Genomic DNA, 14,171 nt, shown 5'->3' with positions numbered 1-14,171 from the left:
CCGTTTCGACTGCGCCGGAAGTGGGGCGAATTATAGACCTCTGGAATCTGCCGTCAACCGTTAATTTCGCTTTTCTTTCAAATCAGCAAAAACGCTTTCTATATATAGACGCGCCCTCATCCAATGCGCAGTATATTGCCCACTACCACAACAATACTGTGTTTTTGCCTTGGATGCTGCCGCGCAATGAATGATCAACCTCGCTCCCTTGCTTCCACATTGTTTCCGGTTTGCCTGCTCATGATAGCCATGGCGTCCATCCAGTCGGGCGCTTCTCTGGCCAAAAGCATGTTCCCCATTATCGGCGCACAAGGAACAACCACTCTTCGCTTGATCTTTGCCAGCGTGATCATGCTGCTGATACTGCGCCCATGGCGTGCAAAGCTGACCTCCAAGTCTCTTCGTACCGTCATCGTCTACGGAATGGCATTGGGTGGAATGAACTTCCTCTTTTATATGTCGCTGCGCACAGTGCCGCTGGGCATCGCCGTTGCGCTGGAATTCACCGGCCCTCTGGCTGTAGCTATATATGCCTCTCGCCGCGCCATCGATTTTGTATGGATCGCGCTTGCTGCGGCCGGCTTGCTTCTATTGATACCTACCGGGGCAACCACTGCCGGCATTGATCTGGTCGGAGCGGGTTATGCGCTGGGCGCCGGAGTGTGCTGGGCGCTGTACATTCTGTTCGGGCAAAAGGCCGGCGCCGACAACGGGGTGACGACGGCAGCCCTCGGCGTGATGATCGCCGCGCTGTTCGTGGCGCCGATCGGCATTGTTCATGCCGGCGCTGCGCTGCTTACACCATCGCTGATTCCGATCGCTATCGGCGTCGCCATTCTGTCCACCGCCCTGCCCTATACCCTGGAGATGGTCGCCCTGACGCGTATGCCCGCGCGCACCTTCGGCACGCTCATGAGTATCGAACCGGCCTTCGGAGCATTGTCAGGTCTGCTTTTTCTCCAGGAATACCTTTCATTGTCACAATGGCTGGCCATCCTGTGCATTATTCTGGCGTCAGTGGGCGCAACCATGACCATGGGCAGCGGAGCAAAGCCTGCTGTCGCGGCCGACTGAAGCGTTATAGAAAGTGGGGTCTGGTAATTGGCGCTCATTTAGGCCATGTTTAGCTTCGTAACCCATCGCCAGGCATGGATTTTTTCGCAAAGGACGGCACAACGCTGCAAACGCGAGCGAATACAGGCAGACCCGAGCACCAGACTCGCGGCCGCTATTAAGGATGGTAATGAAACGAATTTTGCTATTGATCGCCCTGCTGGCGATCGCGAGTTGCGCAGCGACCTCGGAAACCCAGGTCAAACGAGGCAAGAAGGGGCTGCACATCAACTGTTCCGGACTTTCATCCTCATGGGACAAGTGCTATACCAGCGCCGCTAATTCCTGCGCGCCCAAGGGTTACAAGGTGATCGCCAAATCCGGGGACACCGTCGAAGAACCTGGCGATTATCCGTTCGGCCTGAACCCCGCCGGTTATACCAGCCGCAGCATGATCGTCATCTGCAAATAACTACTCGGCTCGTGGCAAAGCGAGCTGACGCGTAATTTCCTCGTGACTCGAGCGCAACACCGTACGCTGCACGTCCGGTGTTGCCAGCATCCGCGCGACCACCAATGCACCCACGCATTGCGACAGCACCGACCAGGCCAGACTCTCGCTTTCCAGTATCTCGGCCCAGCCCTGCTGAAGGCGGCAGATCCATTCTTCAGCCTGCTCACGCACCAGTACATCGGCACGGGCAATCTCCGCGCCCAATGTCGGCAGCGCGCAACCGGCCTCGGGTTGCTCGACGTGGGCCATGCTCAGGTACTGCTTCAGACAACGCTCCAGCCGCTGCCGATCTGCACCGCCCTGGCCACCAAGGCGCTCAAGACTTTCACTCAACTCTCGCTCGACGATGGCAGCGAACAACGCATCCTTGGATGAAAAGTGGCTGTAGAACGCGGCGCCACTCAAACCGATGGCTTTCATCAGGCCATCCACGCCCACCGTGGAAAACCCCGATTTCTTTGCCGACAGCGCGCTGCTTTGCAGCAATCGTTCGCGGGTTTCCGATTTGTGTCCGGCCGAATAACGCATGTCATCTCCTGAAGTAGATCGCCTTGACGCTGCCCGAATCCTAGCATAACGTTCGTTAACTAAACGATCGTTAACCCAAAGGGATTCACCCATGAATAACAAGAAGGTCGTGTTGGTTGTCGGGGCCGGTGATGCCACGGGCGGGGCCATTGCCAAGCGCTTTGCCAGTGAGGGATTTATAGCCTGTGTGACCCGGCGCAGCGCCGACAAATTGCAGCCTCTGGTTGACGCAATCATCGCTGATGGCGGTGAGGCCCATGGTTTTGCCTGCGATGCGCGCAAGGAAGAAGACGTCATCGCCTTGATCGAAGACATCGAAACCCGCGTCGGCCCGATTGAGGCCTTTGTCTTCAACATCGGCGCCAACGTGCCTTGCAGCATTCTCGAAGAAACCGCGCGCAAATATTTCAAGATCTGGGAGATGGCCTGCTTCTCCGGTTTTCTCAATGCCCGTGAAGTGGCCAAGCGCATGGTCACTCGGCAGCGCGGCACGATTCTGTTCACTGGTGCCACGGCCGGGCTGCGCGGTGCTTCTGGATTTGCCGCTTTCGCCGGAGCCAAACACGGCATCCGCGCACTGGCGCAAAGCATGGCGAGAGAGTTGGGGCCGATGAACATTCATGTCGCCCACGTCGTAGTTGATGGTGCGATCGATACCGACTTCATCCGCGACAGCTTTCCCGAGAAATACGCGACCAAGGATCAGGACGGCATTCTCGATCCAGGGCACATCGCTGAAAACTATTGGTATCTGCACAGTCAGCCACGGGATGCCTGGACCTTCGAGCTGGACCTGCGCCCATGGAACGAACGCTGGTAAGCCCTCCCCCCTCATTACAACAATAAGAGAGCGATTTGATCATGACGAAAACCGTGGAATTCTATTTCGACCTCGGCAGCCCCACCACCTATCTGGCGCACACCCAGCTAGCGAAAATCTGCGCCGATACCCAGAGCGAACTGATCTACATCCCGATGCTGTTGGGTGGCGTGTTCAAAGCCACCGGCAACGCTTCGCCGGCAATGATTCCGGCCAAGGGCCGCTACATGTTTCAGGACCTCGATCGCTTCGCCAAACGCTACGGCGTACAGCTCAGATTCAATCCGCACTTTCCAATCAACACGCTGATACTGATGCGTGCCGTCACTGGCTTGCAGATGCGCCAGCCGCAGCGTTTCGCCGAGTTCGTCGATTGCCTGTTCAAGGCGCTTTGGGTCGAAGGCCGTAACCTCAACGATCCGCAAACCGTTGCCGCCGTGCTGACTGAAAACGGCTTCGACCCCCAAGAGATAATGGCGCTGACCAACGATGAATCAGTAAAAGCCGCACTTAAGGAAAACACCGAAGCCGCCATCAAGCGCGGCGTTTTCGGTGCCCCCAGCATGTTCATTGGCGATCAGTTGTTCTTCGGTCAGGATCGACTCGACTTCGTAGAAGAGGCATTGCGCCAGGATTGAAGCCGAGACCCAAGGCACCGCGAGCGGCGCCTTGGGCAAATCGATCAAATGGCCACAGTGCGCTCGTTCAGCCAGCTCAGCGCCGCGCCATCCAACAACGGACTCAGACGCTCGCGTACTTCGCTGTGATAAGCATTGAGCCACTGCTTTTCTTCGTGGGTCAGCAGGTCAGCAATCAGGCAGCGGGTATCGATCGGGCACAGCGTCAGGGTTTCGAACTTGAGGAAGTCGCCGAATTCGCTGCTGCCGGCCTCGCGGTTCATCGCCAGGTTCTCGATGCGCACGCCCCAGCGGCCCGGGCGATAAGTGCCGGGTTCGATCGAGGTAATCATCCCCGGCTGCATCGCCGTCTGCGGTGCCGGTGCCGCTTGATAAGCGATCACTTGCGGACCTTCGTGAACGTTGAGGAAATAGCCCACGCCGTGACCGGTGCCGTGACCGTAGTCGACGTTGTCAGCCCAGATCGGCGCACGAGCGATGGCGTCGAGCAGCGGCGACAGAATGCCTTTCGGGAATCGTGCCCGCGACAGCGCAATCACGCCTTTCAACACGCGCGTGCAATCCTGTTTCTGCTCCTGGGTCGGCGTACCCACCGGGACCATGCGCGTGATGTCTGTGGTACCGCCGAGGTATTGACCACCGGAATCGATGAGCAACAGACCATCACCCTCGATCAGCGCATGCTCCTCTTCGGTAGCGTGATAGTGCGGCATCGCGCCATTGGCGTTGAACGCGGCAATCGTGTTGAAGCTCAGCGAAACGTAATCGGGACGACGCTCACGGGCAACGGTAAGTTTCTCGTCGATGGTCAGTTCGGTGATGCGCTCGCGCCCCCATGCCGATTCCAGCCAGGCAAAGAATTCGCACAACGCCGCGCCATCCTGCTCCATGGCTTTACGGATGTGTTGAGCGTCGGCTTCGCTTTTCTGCGATTTGGCCAACGTAGTCGGGTTGAGACCCTCGACCAGTTTCACGCCACTGTCCAGGTTATCCAGCAACCCCGTGGTCACTCGCGCCGGATCGACCAGCAGGCTCGCGCCACTCGGCACAGCACGCAATGCATCGGCCACTTCGCTGTAGTCACGCAGCGTCACGCCATCCTGCTCGAGTACCGCGCGCAGATCGGCATCGACCTTGCTCAGCGCCACGAACAGCGTGGCCTGTTGCTGATTGATCAAGGCGAACGAAACAAACACCGGATTGAACGAGACATCACCACCACGCAGGTTGAACAGCCAAGCGATGTCATCCAAGGTGGCGATGAAGTGCCAGTCGGCACCACGTTCTTGCAAGGTTTCGCGCAATTTCGCGAGTTTCTCGCCACGGCTGACGGTCGCTTGCGGCGGCAGATGCTGATAGATCGGCGCGTTCGGCAGGCTCGGGCGATCGCGCCAGACTTCCTGCAACAGGTCGATATCGGTGCGCAGGCGAGCGCCGCGTGCTTCGAGTTTGCTGCTCAGCGTACGCGCCGAAGCCACCGCCATTACCGCACCATCCACGGCAACCACGCCGCCCTCGAGGGTTTGCTCCGCCAGCCAGTCCAGCGGGCTCGGCTGCCCCGGTTGCAGCTTGACCAGTTCGATGCCGCTGCCGTTGAGCTCTTTCGTCGCCTGTTCCCAGTAACGACTGTCGGCCCACACACCGGCGAAATCCGCAGTGACGATCAGCGTACCGACCGAACCGTGGAAACCCGACAGCCATTGCCGGCCCTGCCAGTAACCCGGCAGGTATTCCGAAAGATGCGGGTCGGCGGACGGCACCAGCAGCGCATGGATGCCTTCGCGGCGCATCAGTTCACGGGTATGCGCCAGGCGCTGAGGCACCGATCCTTCGGTCAAGGTGTGGGAACTCATCATGTCTCCTGCTAATCGCGTCATCGTTATTGTTCGTAGCCTTCGCGGCCATGGAAAGCGTCTGCTGTTTAGAGCCCTGTCGCCCAGAATGGCGGGGCACTGGCGCAGGCGGTTGTGATCAGGTCAACGGCCTTGTCGACATCCTCGACGGTGGTAAACCGCCCGAGGCTCAAGCGAATGGTGCGCCCCGCCAGCCGCGCATCGTGTCCGAGCGCGAGCAGCACGTGGGACGGCGCATTACTTGCGGAATTACACGCCGACGTCGCGGAAAACGCGATCGAATGGCTCAATGCGGCGCTGTTGAACTCGCCCTCGCTGAAGGTCAGGCTCAGGGTGTGCGGAATGCGTTGCGAGGCACTGCCATTGAGGCGCACGCCGGGCAACTTCAAAAGCTGTTCGAGCAAGCGTTCGCGCAAAGCGATGATGGACTTTTTCTCTTCATCAAATGCGTCGGCGGCCAAAGCGAAAGCAGCGCCCATCCCGGCAATCTGATGAGTCGCCAGGGTTCCGGAGCGCAGGCCACCTTCATGACCGCCGCCGTGGATCTGTGCCTGCAAGCGTTGCTGCGCCTGCGGGCCGACATACAGGGCGCCGATGCCCTTGGGGCCGTAGAGTTTGTGTGCGGAAAACGACATCAGATCCACCGGCCAGCGGCTCAGGTCGATCGCGACTTTGCCCGCGCCTTGCGCCGCATCAACATGAAACAACGCCTGCCGACTGCGCACCACTTCGCCAATCGCCTCGACATCGTTGACCGTGCCCAACTCGTTGTTGACCAGCATCAGCGACACCAGAAAAGTGTCGTCACGCATCGCTTCGCTGACCGCTTGCGGCGTGATCAAGCCTTGGGCGTCCGGCACCAGGTAAGTCACGGCAATGCCCGAGTCCTGCAATTGCCGCGCGGTGTCGAGAATGGCCTTGTGTTCGATCTGACTGGTAATGATGTGCCCGCCGCAAACGCCACGGGCCTGGGAGACGCCTTTGAGGGCGAGGTTGTTGGACTCGGTGGCACCGGAGGTCCAGACGATCTGCTCAGGCTGCGCGCCGACCAGATCGGCGACTTGCCGACGTGCCTGCTCGACCGTCTGCCGGGCCTGCTGGCCGAAAGCGTGGGAGCTGGACGCCGGGTTACCGAAGTTACCGTGAAAACCCAGACATTCGATCATCACCTGGATGACCCGCTCGTCCACCGGGGTGGTGGCGGCGTAATCGAAATACAACGGACGTGTGTTCATAAAGGACTCGCAGAGCGTGTTCCGGGATCAGGAGGCTCGTGTCTGCAAACGACAATGCACAGCCTCGTGAGCTGTGCATGGGTTCGAGAGCGTCATCAATACCTGATCGGATGCCGTTAAAGAAGTAGGGCTTCATTTAAAAGTGCGTAGGAACGCTCCTGAAACCGAGCTTAACAGGCAACGGGCCGGCGATTGAAGCAATGCGTCAGTGAAAGCTTTCGAGAAGTAACGGATACAGCGAGATCACCAACAGCGCCGCCATGCCCCAATTGAACACGCGCAACCAGCGCGGATCTTTCAGCACATTGCGCAACAGCGTGCCGCACGCCGCCCACAGGCCGACACTGGGCAGGTTGATGATGGCGAACACCGCCGCGATGATTACGACGTTATAGAAATAACCCTGCATCGGCGTGTACGTGCTGATGGCGCCGATGGCCATGATCCACGCCTTGGGATTGACCCACTGGAACGCCGCGGCGCCCAGATAGCTGATCGGTTTCGCCTCGCCGTGGGCACTGTCGCCGACCGGGCCGGAGTGGGCGATCTTCCACGCCAGATACAACAAATACGCCGCGCCGACATAACGCAGCACCGTATACAGAATCGGATAGGCCTGAAACACCGCGCCAAGGCCGAAGCCCACCGCTACCACCAATAAAAAGAAGCCGCAGCTGATGCCGAGCATGTGTGGAATGGTGCGGTTGAAACCGAAATTCACTCCGGACGCCAGCAACATGGTGTTGTTCGGCCCCGGTGTGATCGAGGTGACAAGGGCAAACAGGGCAAAGCCCAACAGCAGATCAAGCGAGAGGTTCATCGAGGCAGTCCATCCAGGGTCATTCAGCTGTTGACCCTATCCCACACGGCCCGGCAAACCCACGGACAGTTAGGGAAAACTTCAAGCAGTACAGTTTGCCTTCAGCTCGGACGACCGTGCAGCTGTATGGCACGTTCGGCGCTCATCTCACCCTGTTGGTCGAAGCCGAAAGTCTTCTGCGGCTGGCCGAGCAATTGGGCTTTTTTCGCGTGGTATTCGTCGAACGACAAGCCGCTGCGGTTCAGCGCTTCCAGCGCCAGTTCGCGGGATTCTTCAGCGGTGTAAGGGCGCAGCTCGGGCGAAACATGGCCGGCACAACCTGCGAGTACGGAAACAGCGAGCATCAGCGAAACAGTCAGTAAACGGTTCATGGGAGCGTCCTGGCGAGCTATGTGGGGTCGATGGAGAAAGGCTACGCCCCGGCTCGCTCGCGCAGAAATCAACGCTCTCAATAGTGGCTATCAGCTTTGCGCTAATACTGGCTGACCGGCAGACGACAATGCAGCGCATCGTCGTGACTGCGGGCAATGCTGCTGTGAACCTGGAACGAATTGAAGGTCACGGTTTTTGCCCGATGGGTGCGGATCAATTGCCAGAAATCCTCCTCGCCGCTTTCGAAACTGCGAAACGCCGCCTCCCCCGCTTCGCGGCTCTGCCATTGCAAAAAGCTCAGCACGCGGCGGCCGTCGTCGCTGGCCTGCACGCTGGCGCTGAGAAACCCGTCGTAACGCTGGGCCAGCCCCTCGGTCTGCGTGGCCAATGCCGAGACCAGCGCCGCTTGCTGACGGGGTTCGATTTCGAATTCGATCAATTGGGTAAAGCTGCGATTGCTCATGTAAAGCCCCCACTCATCTTGATGCGAGCCTTGCGACCCGAAGAGCTGCAGGGTAAAACCTCTAGTTAAGTCAAGGTCAAGAGTATTTTCCGCATGATCAGCAAGGAGCAGGTGCACAAGCCTCTCACCGTGGGTGAGGTTGCGGCGCGCAGTGGCGTCGCGGTCACGGCGCTGCATTTTTATGAAGCCAAAGGTTTGATCAAGAGTGAGCGCAATGCCGGCAATCAACGCCGCTATCCGCGCGCCGTACTGCGCCGGGTGGCGTTGATCAAAGTCGCACAACGGCTGGGGATACCGCTGGCGGAAATCGGCGAAGCGCTGAAGATCCTGCCGCAGGATCGCGCGCCATCAGCGGCGGACTGGAAAATGCTGTCTGAACAATGGCAGCGCGAGCTCGATGAACGGATCAGGCAACTTACGCTGATGCGCGATCAGCTGACCGGGTGCATCGGCTGCGGCTGTCTGTCCATGGAGGCGTGTCCGTTACGCAATAAAGGCGACATGCTCGGTGACCGAGGCCCAGGCCCGCACTTTCGCGATGAGTGATGACGCTGCTCGTCGGCGAACAACTTGCGCAGCAAGGACGGTTCTATAGTGATTGCTCCGGGTAAATCCGGTGTAACCACATCTGTTGAAAACAAAAACAGGGAGAACGTCATGAGCGTCAAACCCATTCCCGAGGGGTATCACAGCATTACCCCGTATCTCGGCATCCAACAGGCTGCCGAGGCCATCGATTTCTACAAGAAAGCCTTCAATGCCAGCGAAGTCATGCGCCTGACCATGCCCGACGGCAACATCGGCCACGCCGAGCTGCGCATCGGCGACAGCGCGATCATGCTCGGCACGCCTTGCGACCAAGGGCCGTTGAGCAATCCGCAGCAGGCGGTGTCGATCGGCTTGCACCTGTATGTCACCGATGTCGACCAGTCCTTTCAACAGGCGCTGGATGCCGGGGCGCAAAGCGTCTCCGAGGTCAAAGACCAGTTTTACGGTGACCGCAGCGGTACTTTGAGAGATCCGTTCGGCCATCTGTGGTTTCTCGCCACGCACAAAGAGGATCTGAGCGAAGAGCAGATTCGCCAGCGGGCGATGGAGATGTTCAGCCAAGGCTGAGGGCTTTTTGCCTCGGATCGACCGGCAAAAATGCACTGCCGATGTAATTGCGAAACATTTACTTTCATATCCGCTTTCGGGATTTTCTTCGCTCATCCGTCTTATAGGAATGCAGGCCGTTCGCGTAGGCAAAAGCCACGAACGGCCTCCCGGGGAGTTCCGTGCTGCGAAGCCCGTAGCCCGGCCCCTTCCACCGCAATCAAGACGCGCAATCATGTCGAAGAAATCCCGTTCCAAACTGTGGTTCCTGGTGCATAGCTGGCTGGCGTTGCCGATCTGGTTCTTTGTGCTGATCGTCTGTGTCACCGGCACGCTGGCGGTGGTCAGCCAGGAGATTGTCTGGCTGGCCAACCCGCAAATGCGCGCCAGTCAGCCGTCGGACGATGCGCCGCGACTCAGCTATGACCAGATTCTCGCCGCGATCAAACAAGCCGAGCCGCAAACCCTGGTGCAGAGCATCAATCGTCCGGACGAGTCGCACTTTGCCCTCGATGTCGAAGTCAGCTACCCCGACGGGCGCTCGTTGACGGTCTATGTCAATCCGTACACCGGGGTCATCCAGGGCACCGCGCCGGCCTTCGATTTCAAGGCCTTTACCCGCGCCCTGCATGGCTGGTGGCTGGTGCCGTTCACCAATGGCTATAGCTGGGGCTGGTATCTGGTGTCATTGCTCGGCGTGCCGATGCTGGTGTCGCTGATTACCGGGCTGGTGGTGTACAAGCGCTTCTGGAAAGGTTTTCTGCGCCCGACCCTGCGCGTGCGCCACGGCGCGCGGATTTTCTGGGGCGACTTTCATCGCCTGTGCGGCATCTGGTCAATCTGGTTCATCGCGGTGATTTCCATCACCGGCATCTGGTTCCTGATCAAGGCGATCCTGTTCGATAACCAGATTTCCATTTCCAGCGAACCGATCATTCCGGCGATGTCCCGCGAAAGTGTGCCGATCTCGGCCGCCGGCACCCCGCCGCCGCGTATCAGCCTGGATCGCGCCATCGAAATCGCCCAGCAGAAGATTCCGGGGCTGGAAGCGAGCTACGTCAACCTGCCGGGCAATGCTTACTCGCACATGAGCGTCAGCGGCCGTGGCTGGTATCCGCTGATGTATCAGACCGCGACTCTCAACCCGTACAACGGCGAAATGGCCTCCTCACGGTTGCTGTCCGATCGGTCCTCGCTGGAATTCGTCACCGAATCCATGCGCCCGCTGCACACCGGTGACTTCGGCGGCATCTGGATCAAATTGATCTGGTTCTTCTTCGGTCTGTTGCTGAGCATGATGATCCTCAGCGGCCTGCTGATCTGGACCAAGCGCACCGCGCTGGCCACCGCCAATGCGCTGAAACGCGAGGACAAGAAAAACCGCATCACCGCCCAACCCGCGATGCGCCGTGAACCTTCGGAGGCCAGCCTGTGAACAAAGCCATCTCGGTCACACCGCCCTCGCGCCTGTCACGTTTCTGGCACAAGTGGCGTTTCCACATCAATGTCCTGCTGTTGCTGATCCCGCTGGGCTTCATGCCGAAATACTTTGCCGATGCTTCGCTGTTTCGCGGCGACAGTGGCCTGGGCCAGCGTGAAATAGGCACCGTTCAGGTCGGCCCGTGGAGCGTGCGCCTGGCCGAACTGCGTGACGAGGCGCCGCACCTGAGCGGTCCGGCCGGCTATATGAAGGATTTCACTGCCGCCGTTTGTGATACCTGCGTCGAACAGGTCAAGGCTACTTACCTGCGCATCGGCAAACCGCGCAGTCTGCGCGCCGCCGGCACGATCTTCTTCGGTACGCCTTATCGCATGGGCACGCAAATGCCGATCCCGGCAAAGACCAAACCTGACGCCGAGCTGTGGATCACCATGGAAGGCTGGGACGGCAGCATGCACCAGGCCGCGATTCCCCTGAGCCAAGCCTCCCCCGCCACGGTTGCGTGGCTGAACAAACAAGGAGCCAAACCATGACTCGCTCACCCCTTCAGACCCGTTTGCTCGCCAGCGCCGCGCTGCTGCTGAGCGCCGGTTTCAGCGCCAGCACCCTGGCGCACAACCCGATGTGCGAATGCAAAGCCATCGATGCCGAACAGATCAAATGCACCGGCAGTTTCTCCGACGGCAGCGGCGCGCCGGGGGTAACCCTCGACGTGATCGGCTACGACGAAACCATTCTGGTGCCGGGCAAATTGGGTGATGACTCGACGCTGACGTTCAAGAAACCCGGCAGTGAGTTCTATGTGCTGTTCGACGCCGGCCCCGGCCACGTGGTGGAAATCGACCAGGCGGATATCGAAGCCCCATGAGTAGCCCGACAACGCAAGTGGTACGCCCGGCCGGCGCCGGTCATGAAACCCTCAATGTGCTGCTGTTGTGCCTGCTGATCCTCGCGGTCGCCGGCTCGGTGGTGGCGTGGCGCGGGGTTTCCCATGAACCGGAGCCGGTCGCCAGCAACCAGTACGACGCCCGCCGCGATCTCAGCGCCGCCGAGCAAGGCATTTATGCCGACCTGCGGGTGACCCTCGACGAAATCCGCTTGTTGCGCGAAGAGCAAAAAGCCCTGCCGACGCCACAAATGCTCGCCGACGAAGGCTTTGCGCCGTTCGCGCAGGACGCCAGTTCGGTCAGTCGTGGCGGTCACGCATGGCAGATGTTCGCCGATCGCGCCTATTTCGGACGCAGTGCAACGCCTGATGTCGCCGGTTCATTTCTGATGCGTGTCGGCACTGACGCCAACGCGGCGCCGGACATCTGGCTCAAGCGCAGCGCCGATTCCGCGCCTGCTGAAGATCTGTCTGACGCCGCGCTGTCCGCCGCTGGCTGGAAACAGATCGTCGCGCAATTCGATGCCGGGGTTACCCGCGAACATCGCCATTGATTCCTCGCCTTTATCCGAGAGAAGACTGCTTGCCCATGTCCATTTCATTTCCTCGCCGTCCATTGTTACGCCTGTTTCTGCTTGGCCTGTGCGCCTGCCTGCTGAGCCCGTTGGCCAGCGCCGAGCAAGGCAAACGCCTGCGTATCGGCATCACTCTGCATCCGTATTACAGCTACGTCGCCAACATCGTTGGCGACAAGGCCGAGGTGGTGCCGCTGATTCCTGCGGGCTTCAATCCGCACGCCTACGAACCGCGCGCCGAAGACATCAAGCGCATCAGCGGACTGGACGTGATCGTACTCAACGGCGTCGGTCATGATGACTTCGCCGACCGGATGATCGCCGCCAGCGAAACACCCAACGTCAAAACCATCGAAGCCAACGAGAACGTGCCATTGCTGGCGGCCACCGGTGTCGCTGCGCGCGGCGCTGGCAAAGTGGTCAATCCGCACACGTTCCTGTCGATCAGCGCCTCCATCGCCCAGGTCAACAACATCGCCCGCGAGCTGGGCAAGATCGATCCGGACAATGCCAAGACCTACACGCAAAACGCCCGCGCTTACGGCAAACGCCTGCGGCAGATGCGCGCCGACGCGTTGGCCAAACTGACCCAGGCACCCAACGCCGAGCTGCGCGTGGCCACAGTGCATGCGGCTTACGACTATCTTTTGCGTGAATTCGGTCTGGAAGTGACGGCCGTGGTCGAGCCGGCCCACGGCATCGAGCCAAGCCCGAGCCAGCTGAAAAAAACCATCGATCAATTACGCGAACTCGACGTGAAAGTGATCTTCTCCGAGATGGATTTCCCCTCCAGCTACGTCGACACCATCCAGCGCGAATCCGGGGTGAAGCTGTACCCGCTGTCGCACATTTCCTACGGCGAATACACCGCCGACAAGTACGAAAAGGAAATGACCGGCAACCTCAACACCGTGGTTCGGGCGATTCAGGAGTCGGGGGCATGACGTCGAAAGAACCCCTGATCCCTGACAACACCGATAACCCGGTGGGAGCGAGCCTGCTCGCGAAGGCGCCGGATCAGCCAACATCTTCGTTAAATGACACATCGCATTCGCGAGCAGGCTCGCTCCCACAGGGAAAAAACGGGCCGGCGCTGGAGTTTGCGGATATCAGCCTGACCTTGGGGCGCACGACGATTCTCGACAAGGTCAGCTTTCAGGTGCAGCCCGGCAGCGTGCATGCGCTGGTCGGCCCCAACGGCGGTGGCAAGAGTTCGCTGATCAAGACCCTGCTCGGGCAGATGCCGCATCAGGGCCAGCTCAGCCTGCACTGGCCCGGCGAGCCCGGCACCATTGGTTACGTCCCGCAGGCGCTGGAGTTCGATCGCGGCTTGCCGATGACCGTCGACGATTTCATGGCGGCGATGTGTCAGCGCCGTCCGGCCTTTCTCGGTTTGAGCAAACACTACGCCGGCGCCATCGGCGAGGCGCTGGAGCGCGTCGGCATGCAGGACAAGCGCAAGCGGCGCATGGGCGCGCTGTCCGGCGGCGAGCGGCAGCGGGTGCTGCTCGCGCAGGGCTTGATTCCGGCGCCGCAACTGCTGGTGCTCGACGAGCCGATGTCGGCCCTCGATGAGGCCGGGATCCAGGTGTTCGAACGCCTGCTGACTGACTGGCGCGCGGCGGGCATCACGGTGTTGTGGATCGAACATGACCTGGAAGCGGTAGGTCGGCTGGCCGATCGGGTTACCGGTCTCAACCGCCGCGTGCTGTTCGATGCCACACCGCAACAGGCGCTGACTCCGGAACGTCTGCTGACGCTGTTTTCCACCCATCCACGGAGCGCGGTCTGATGAGCTACGAAGCCTTTCGTTTGATGGTCCAGGGTTGGGCATCGTCAGGTTATCTGCCCGAGGCGCTGGCCTACGGTTTTGTGGTC

Annotated in this window: 19 protein-coding genes; 13 read left to right on the top strand and 6 right to left on the bottom strand. The window is 59.9% G+C overall.

What is annotated here, in order from left to right; all coding sequences use genetic code 11:
• From V8J63_RS27305 to V8J63_RS27295, 3 genes are all read left to right on the top strand, one after another.
• A partial coding sequence (locus V8J63_RS27305) for a hypothetical protein (protein ID WP_336464947.1) occupies window positions 1-194 on the top strand: 194 nt, incomplete at its 5' end.
• A complete protein-coding gene (rhtA, locus tag V8J63_RS27300; protein WP_024013655.1) occupies window positions 187-1,074 on the top strand; it encodes a threonine/homoserine exporter RhtA in 888 nt (295 codons plus the stop codon). The genes V8J63_RS27305 and rhtA, both read left to right, overlap by 8 nt.
• 169 nt (window positions 1,075-1,243) lie before the next feature.
• A complete protein-coding gene (locus V8J63_RS27295; protein WP_016770791.1) occupies window positions 1,244-1,525 on the top strand; it encodes a hypothetical protein in 282 nt (93 codons plus the stop codon).
• On the opposite strand, the gene V8J63_RS27290 is transcribed toward V8J63_RS27295, so the two are convergent.
• The gene (locus V8J63_RS27290) at window positions 1,526-2,095 is read right to left on the bottom strand and encodes a TetR/AcrR family transcriptional regulator (protein WP_071173071.1); all 570 of its coding nucleotides are present in this window, start codon (window positions 2,093-2,095) and stop codon (window positions 1,526-1,528) included.
• A gap of 91 nt (window positions 2,096-2,186) precedes the next feature.
• On the opposite strand from V8J63_RS27290, the gene V8J63_RS27285 reads away from it, so the two are divergent.
• Window positions 2,187-2,915 carry an SDR family oxidoreductase gene (locus tag V8J63_RS27285; protein WP_130887934.1) on the top strand — a complete coding sequence of 243 codons (729 nt, stop codon included), beginning with the start codon at window positions 2,187-2,189 and terminating at the stop codon, window positions 2,913-2,915.
• Between the two features lie 41 nt (window positions 2,916-2,956).
• The gene (locus tag V8J63_RS27280) at window positions 2,957-3,553 is read left to right on the top strand and encodes a 2-hydroxychromene-2-carboxylate isomerase (protein WP_125926309.1); all 597 of its coding nucleotides are present in this window, start codon (window positions 2,957-2,959) and stop codon (window positions 3,551-3,553) included.
• 44 nt (window positions 3,554-3,597) lie between these two features.
• Here the strand turns inward: V8J63_RS27280 and V8J63_RS27275 are convergent, their stop codons facing one another.
• From V8J63_RS27275 to V8J63_RS27255, 5 genes are all read right to left on the bottom strand, one after another.
• Window positions 3,598-5,406 (bottom strand): aminopeptidase P family protein, encoded by a 1,809-nt coding sequence (locus V8J63_RS27275; RefSeq protein WP_130887933.1) that lies wholly within the window; start codon window positions 5,404-5,406, stop codon window positions 3,598-3,600.
• A 68-nt stretch (window positions 5,407-5,474) separates the two neighbouring features.
• Window positions 5,475-6,641 (bottom strand): aminotransferase class V-fold PLP-dependent enzyme, encoded by a 1,167-nt coding sequence (locus V8J63_RS27270; RefSeq protein WP_336464946.1) that lies wholly within the window; start codon window positions 6,639-6,641, stop codon window positions 5,475-5,477.
• 205 nt (window positions 6,642-6,846) lie between these two features.
• Entirely contained in the window at window positions 6,847-7,461 is a 615-nt protein-coding gene (locus V8J63_RS27265) for a LysE family translocator (RefSeq protein WP_024013660.1), read from the bottom strand.
• 101 nt (window positions 7,462-7,562) lie between these two features.
• Window positions 7,563-7,832, bottom strand: a complete 270-nt coding sequence (locus V8J63_RS27260) for a hypothetical protein (protein ID WP_016770723.1) — start codon at window positions 7,830-7,832, stop codon at window positions 7,563-7,565.
• 101 nt (window positions 7,833-7,933) lie between these two features.
• The gene (locus V8J63_RS27255) at window positions 7,934-8,296 is read right to left on the bottom strand and encodes an antibiotic biosynthesis monooxygenase (RefSeq protein WP_016770724.1); all 363 of its coding nucleotides are present in this window, start codon (window positions 8,294-8,296) and stop codon (window positions 7,934-7,936) included.
• Between the two features lie 93 nt (window positions 8,297-8,389).
• Here V8J63_RS27255 and soxR point away from each other — a divergent pair, with 93 nt between their 5' ends.
• From soxR to V8J63_RS27215, 8 genes are all read left to right on the top strand, one after another.
• Window positions 8,390-8,842: a redox-sensitive transcriptional activator SoxR gene (soxR, locus tag V8J63_RS27250; protein WP_016770798.1), complete on the top strand. Its 453-nt coding sequence runs from the start codon at window positions 8,390-8,392 to the stop codon at window positions 8,840-8,842.
• 111 nt (window positions 8,843-8,953) lie between these two features.
• Window positions 8,954-9,412, top strand: a complete 459-nt coding sequence (locus V8J63_RS27245) for a VOC family protein (RefSeq protein WP_207807716.1) — start codon at window positions 8,954-8,956, stop codon at window positions 9,410-9,412.
• A gap of 214 nt (window positions 9,413-9,626) precedes the next feature.
• The gene (locus tag V8J63_RS27240) at window positions 9,627-10,826 is read left to right on the top strand and encodes a PepSY-associated TM helix domain-containing protein (protein ID WP_336464945.1); all 1,200 of its coding nucleotides are present in this window, start codon (window positions 9,627-9,629) and stop codon (window positions 10,824-10,826) included.
• Window positions 10,823-11,365, top strand: coding sequence for a thiamine pyrophosphate-binding protein (locus V8J63_RS27235; RefSeq protein ID WP_197891381.1), 543 nt, complete (start codon window positions 10,823-10,825; stop codon window positions 11,363-11,365). Before V8J63_RS27240 ends, V8J63_RS27235 begins: the two co-directional genes overlap by 4 nt.
• Window positions 11,362-11,700, top strand: a complete 339-nt coding sequence (locus V8J63_RS27230) for a hypothetical protein (RefSeq protein WP_336464944.1) — start codon at window positions 11,362-11,364, stop codon at window positions 11,698-11,700. Before V8J63_RS27235 ends, V8J63_RS27230 begins: the two co-directional genes overlap by 4 nt.
• Complete coding sequence (locus V8J63_RS27225) at window positions 11,697-12,272, top strand: DUF6162 family protein (protein ID WP_336464943.1); 576 nt, start codon at window positions 11,697-11,699, stop codon at window positions 12,270-12,272. Before V8J63_RS27230 ends, V8J63_RS27225 begins: the two co-directional genes overlap by 4 nt.
• 35 nt (window positions 12,273-12,307) lie before the next feature.
• On the top strand, window positions 12,308-13,237 hold the full coding sequence (locus tag V8J63_RS27220; protein WP_125926315.1) for a metal ABC transporter substrate-binding protein: 930 nt from the start codon (window positions 12,308-12,310) through the stop codon (window positions 13,235-13,237).
• Complete coding sequence (locus tag V8J63_RS27215) at window positions 13,234-14,085, top strand: metal ABC transporter ATP-binding protein (protein WP_336464942.1); 852 nt, start codon at window positions 13,234-13,236, stop codon at window positions 14,083-14,085. Before V8J63_RS27220 ends, V8J63_RS27215 begins: the two co-directional genes overlap by 4 nt.
• Window positions 14,086-14,171 lie beyond the last annotated feature (86 nt).

Source organism: Pseudomonas sp. CCNWLW23, assembly GCF_037095675.1.
GTDB lineage: Bacteria > Pseudomonadota > Gammaproteobacteria > Pseudomonadales > Pseudomonadaceae > Aquipseudomonas > Aquipseudomonas atacamensis.
The sequence above is the reverse complement of the archived record's forward strand: the minus strand, read 5'-3'. Positions and strand labels throughout refer to the sequence as shown.

Coding starts and splice junctions, on each gene's coding strand:
- V8J63_RS27245 (WP_207807716.1), top strand. CDS start 8,954: ATGAGCGTCAAACCCATTCCCGAGGGGTATCACAGCATTACCCCGTAT.
- V8J63_RS27260 (WP_016770723.1), bottom strand. CDS start 7,832: ATGAACCGTTTACTGACTGTTTCGCTGATGCTCGCTGTTTCCGTACTC.
- V8J63_RS27280 (WP_125926309.1), top strand. CDS start 2,957: ATGACGAAAACCGTGGAATTCTATTTCGACCTCGGCAGCCCCACCACC.
- V8J63_RS27270 (WP_336464946.1), bottom strand. CDS start 6,641: ATGAACACACGTCCGTTGTATTTCGATTACGCCGCCACCACCCCGGTG.
- V8J63_RS27215 (WP_336464942.1), top strand. CDS start 13,234: ATGACGTCGAAAGAACCCCTGATCCCTGACAACACCGATAACCCGGTG.
- V8J63_RS27275 (WP_130887933.1), bottom strand. CDS start 5,406: ATGAGTTCCCACACCTTGACCGAAGGATCGGTGCCTCAGCGCCTGGCG.
- V8J63_RS27285 (WP_130887934.1), top strand. CDS start 2,187: ATGAATAACAAGAAGGTCGTGTTGGTTGTCGGGGCCGGTGATGCCACG.
- V8J63_RS27290 (WP_071173071.1), bottom strand. CDS start 2,095: ATGCGTTATTCGGCCGGACACAAATCGGAAACCCGCGAACGATTGCTG.
- V8J63_RS27255 (WP_016770724.1), bottom strand. CDS start 8,296: ATGAGCAATCGCAGCTTTACCCAATTGATCGAATTCGAAATCGAACCC.
- soxR (WP_016770798.1), top strand. CDS start 8,390: ATGATCAGCAAGGAGCAGGTGCACAAGCCTCTCACCGTGGGTGAGGTT.
- V8J63_RS27265 (WP_024013660.1), bottom strand. CDS start 7,461: ATGAACCTCTCGCTTGATCTGCTGTTGGGCTTTGCCCTGTTTGCCCTT.
- V8J63_RS27240 (WP_336464945.1), top strand. CDS start 9,627: ATGTCGAAGAAATCCCGTTCCAAACTGTGGTTCCTGGTGCATAGCTGG.
- V8J63_RS27220 (WP_125926315.1), top strand. CDS start 12,308: ATGTCCATTTCATTTCCTCGCCGTCCATTGTTACGCCTGTTTCTGCTT.
- V8J63_RS27295 (WP_016770791.1), top strand. CDS start 1,244: ATGAAACGAATTTTGCTATTGATCGCCCTGCTGGCGATCGCGAGTTGC.
- V8J63_RS27225 (WP_336464943.1), top strand. CDS start 11,697: ATGAGTAGCCCGACAACGCAAGTGGTACGCCCGGCCGGCGCCGGTCAT.
- V8J63_RS27230 (WP_336464944.1), top strand. CDS start 11,362: ATGACTCGCTCACCCCTTCAGACCCGTTTGCTCGCCAGCGCCGCGCTG.
- rhtA (WP_024013655.1), top strand. CDS start 187: ATGAATGATCAACCTCGCTCCCTTGCTTCCACATTGTTTCCGGTTTGC.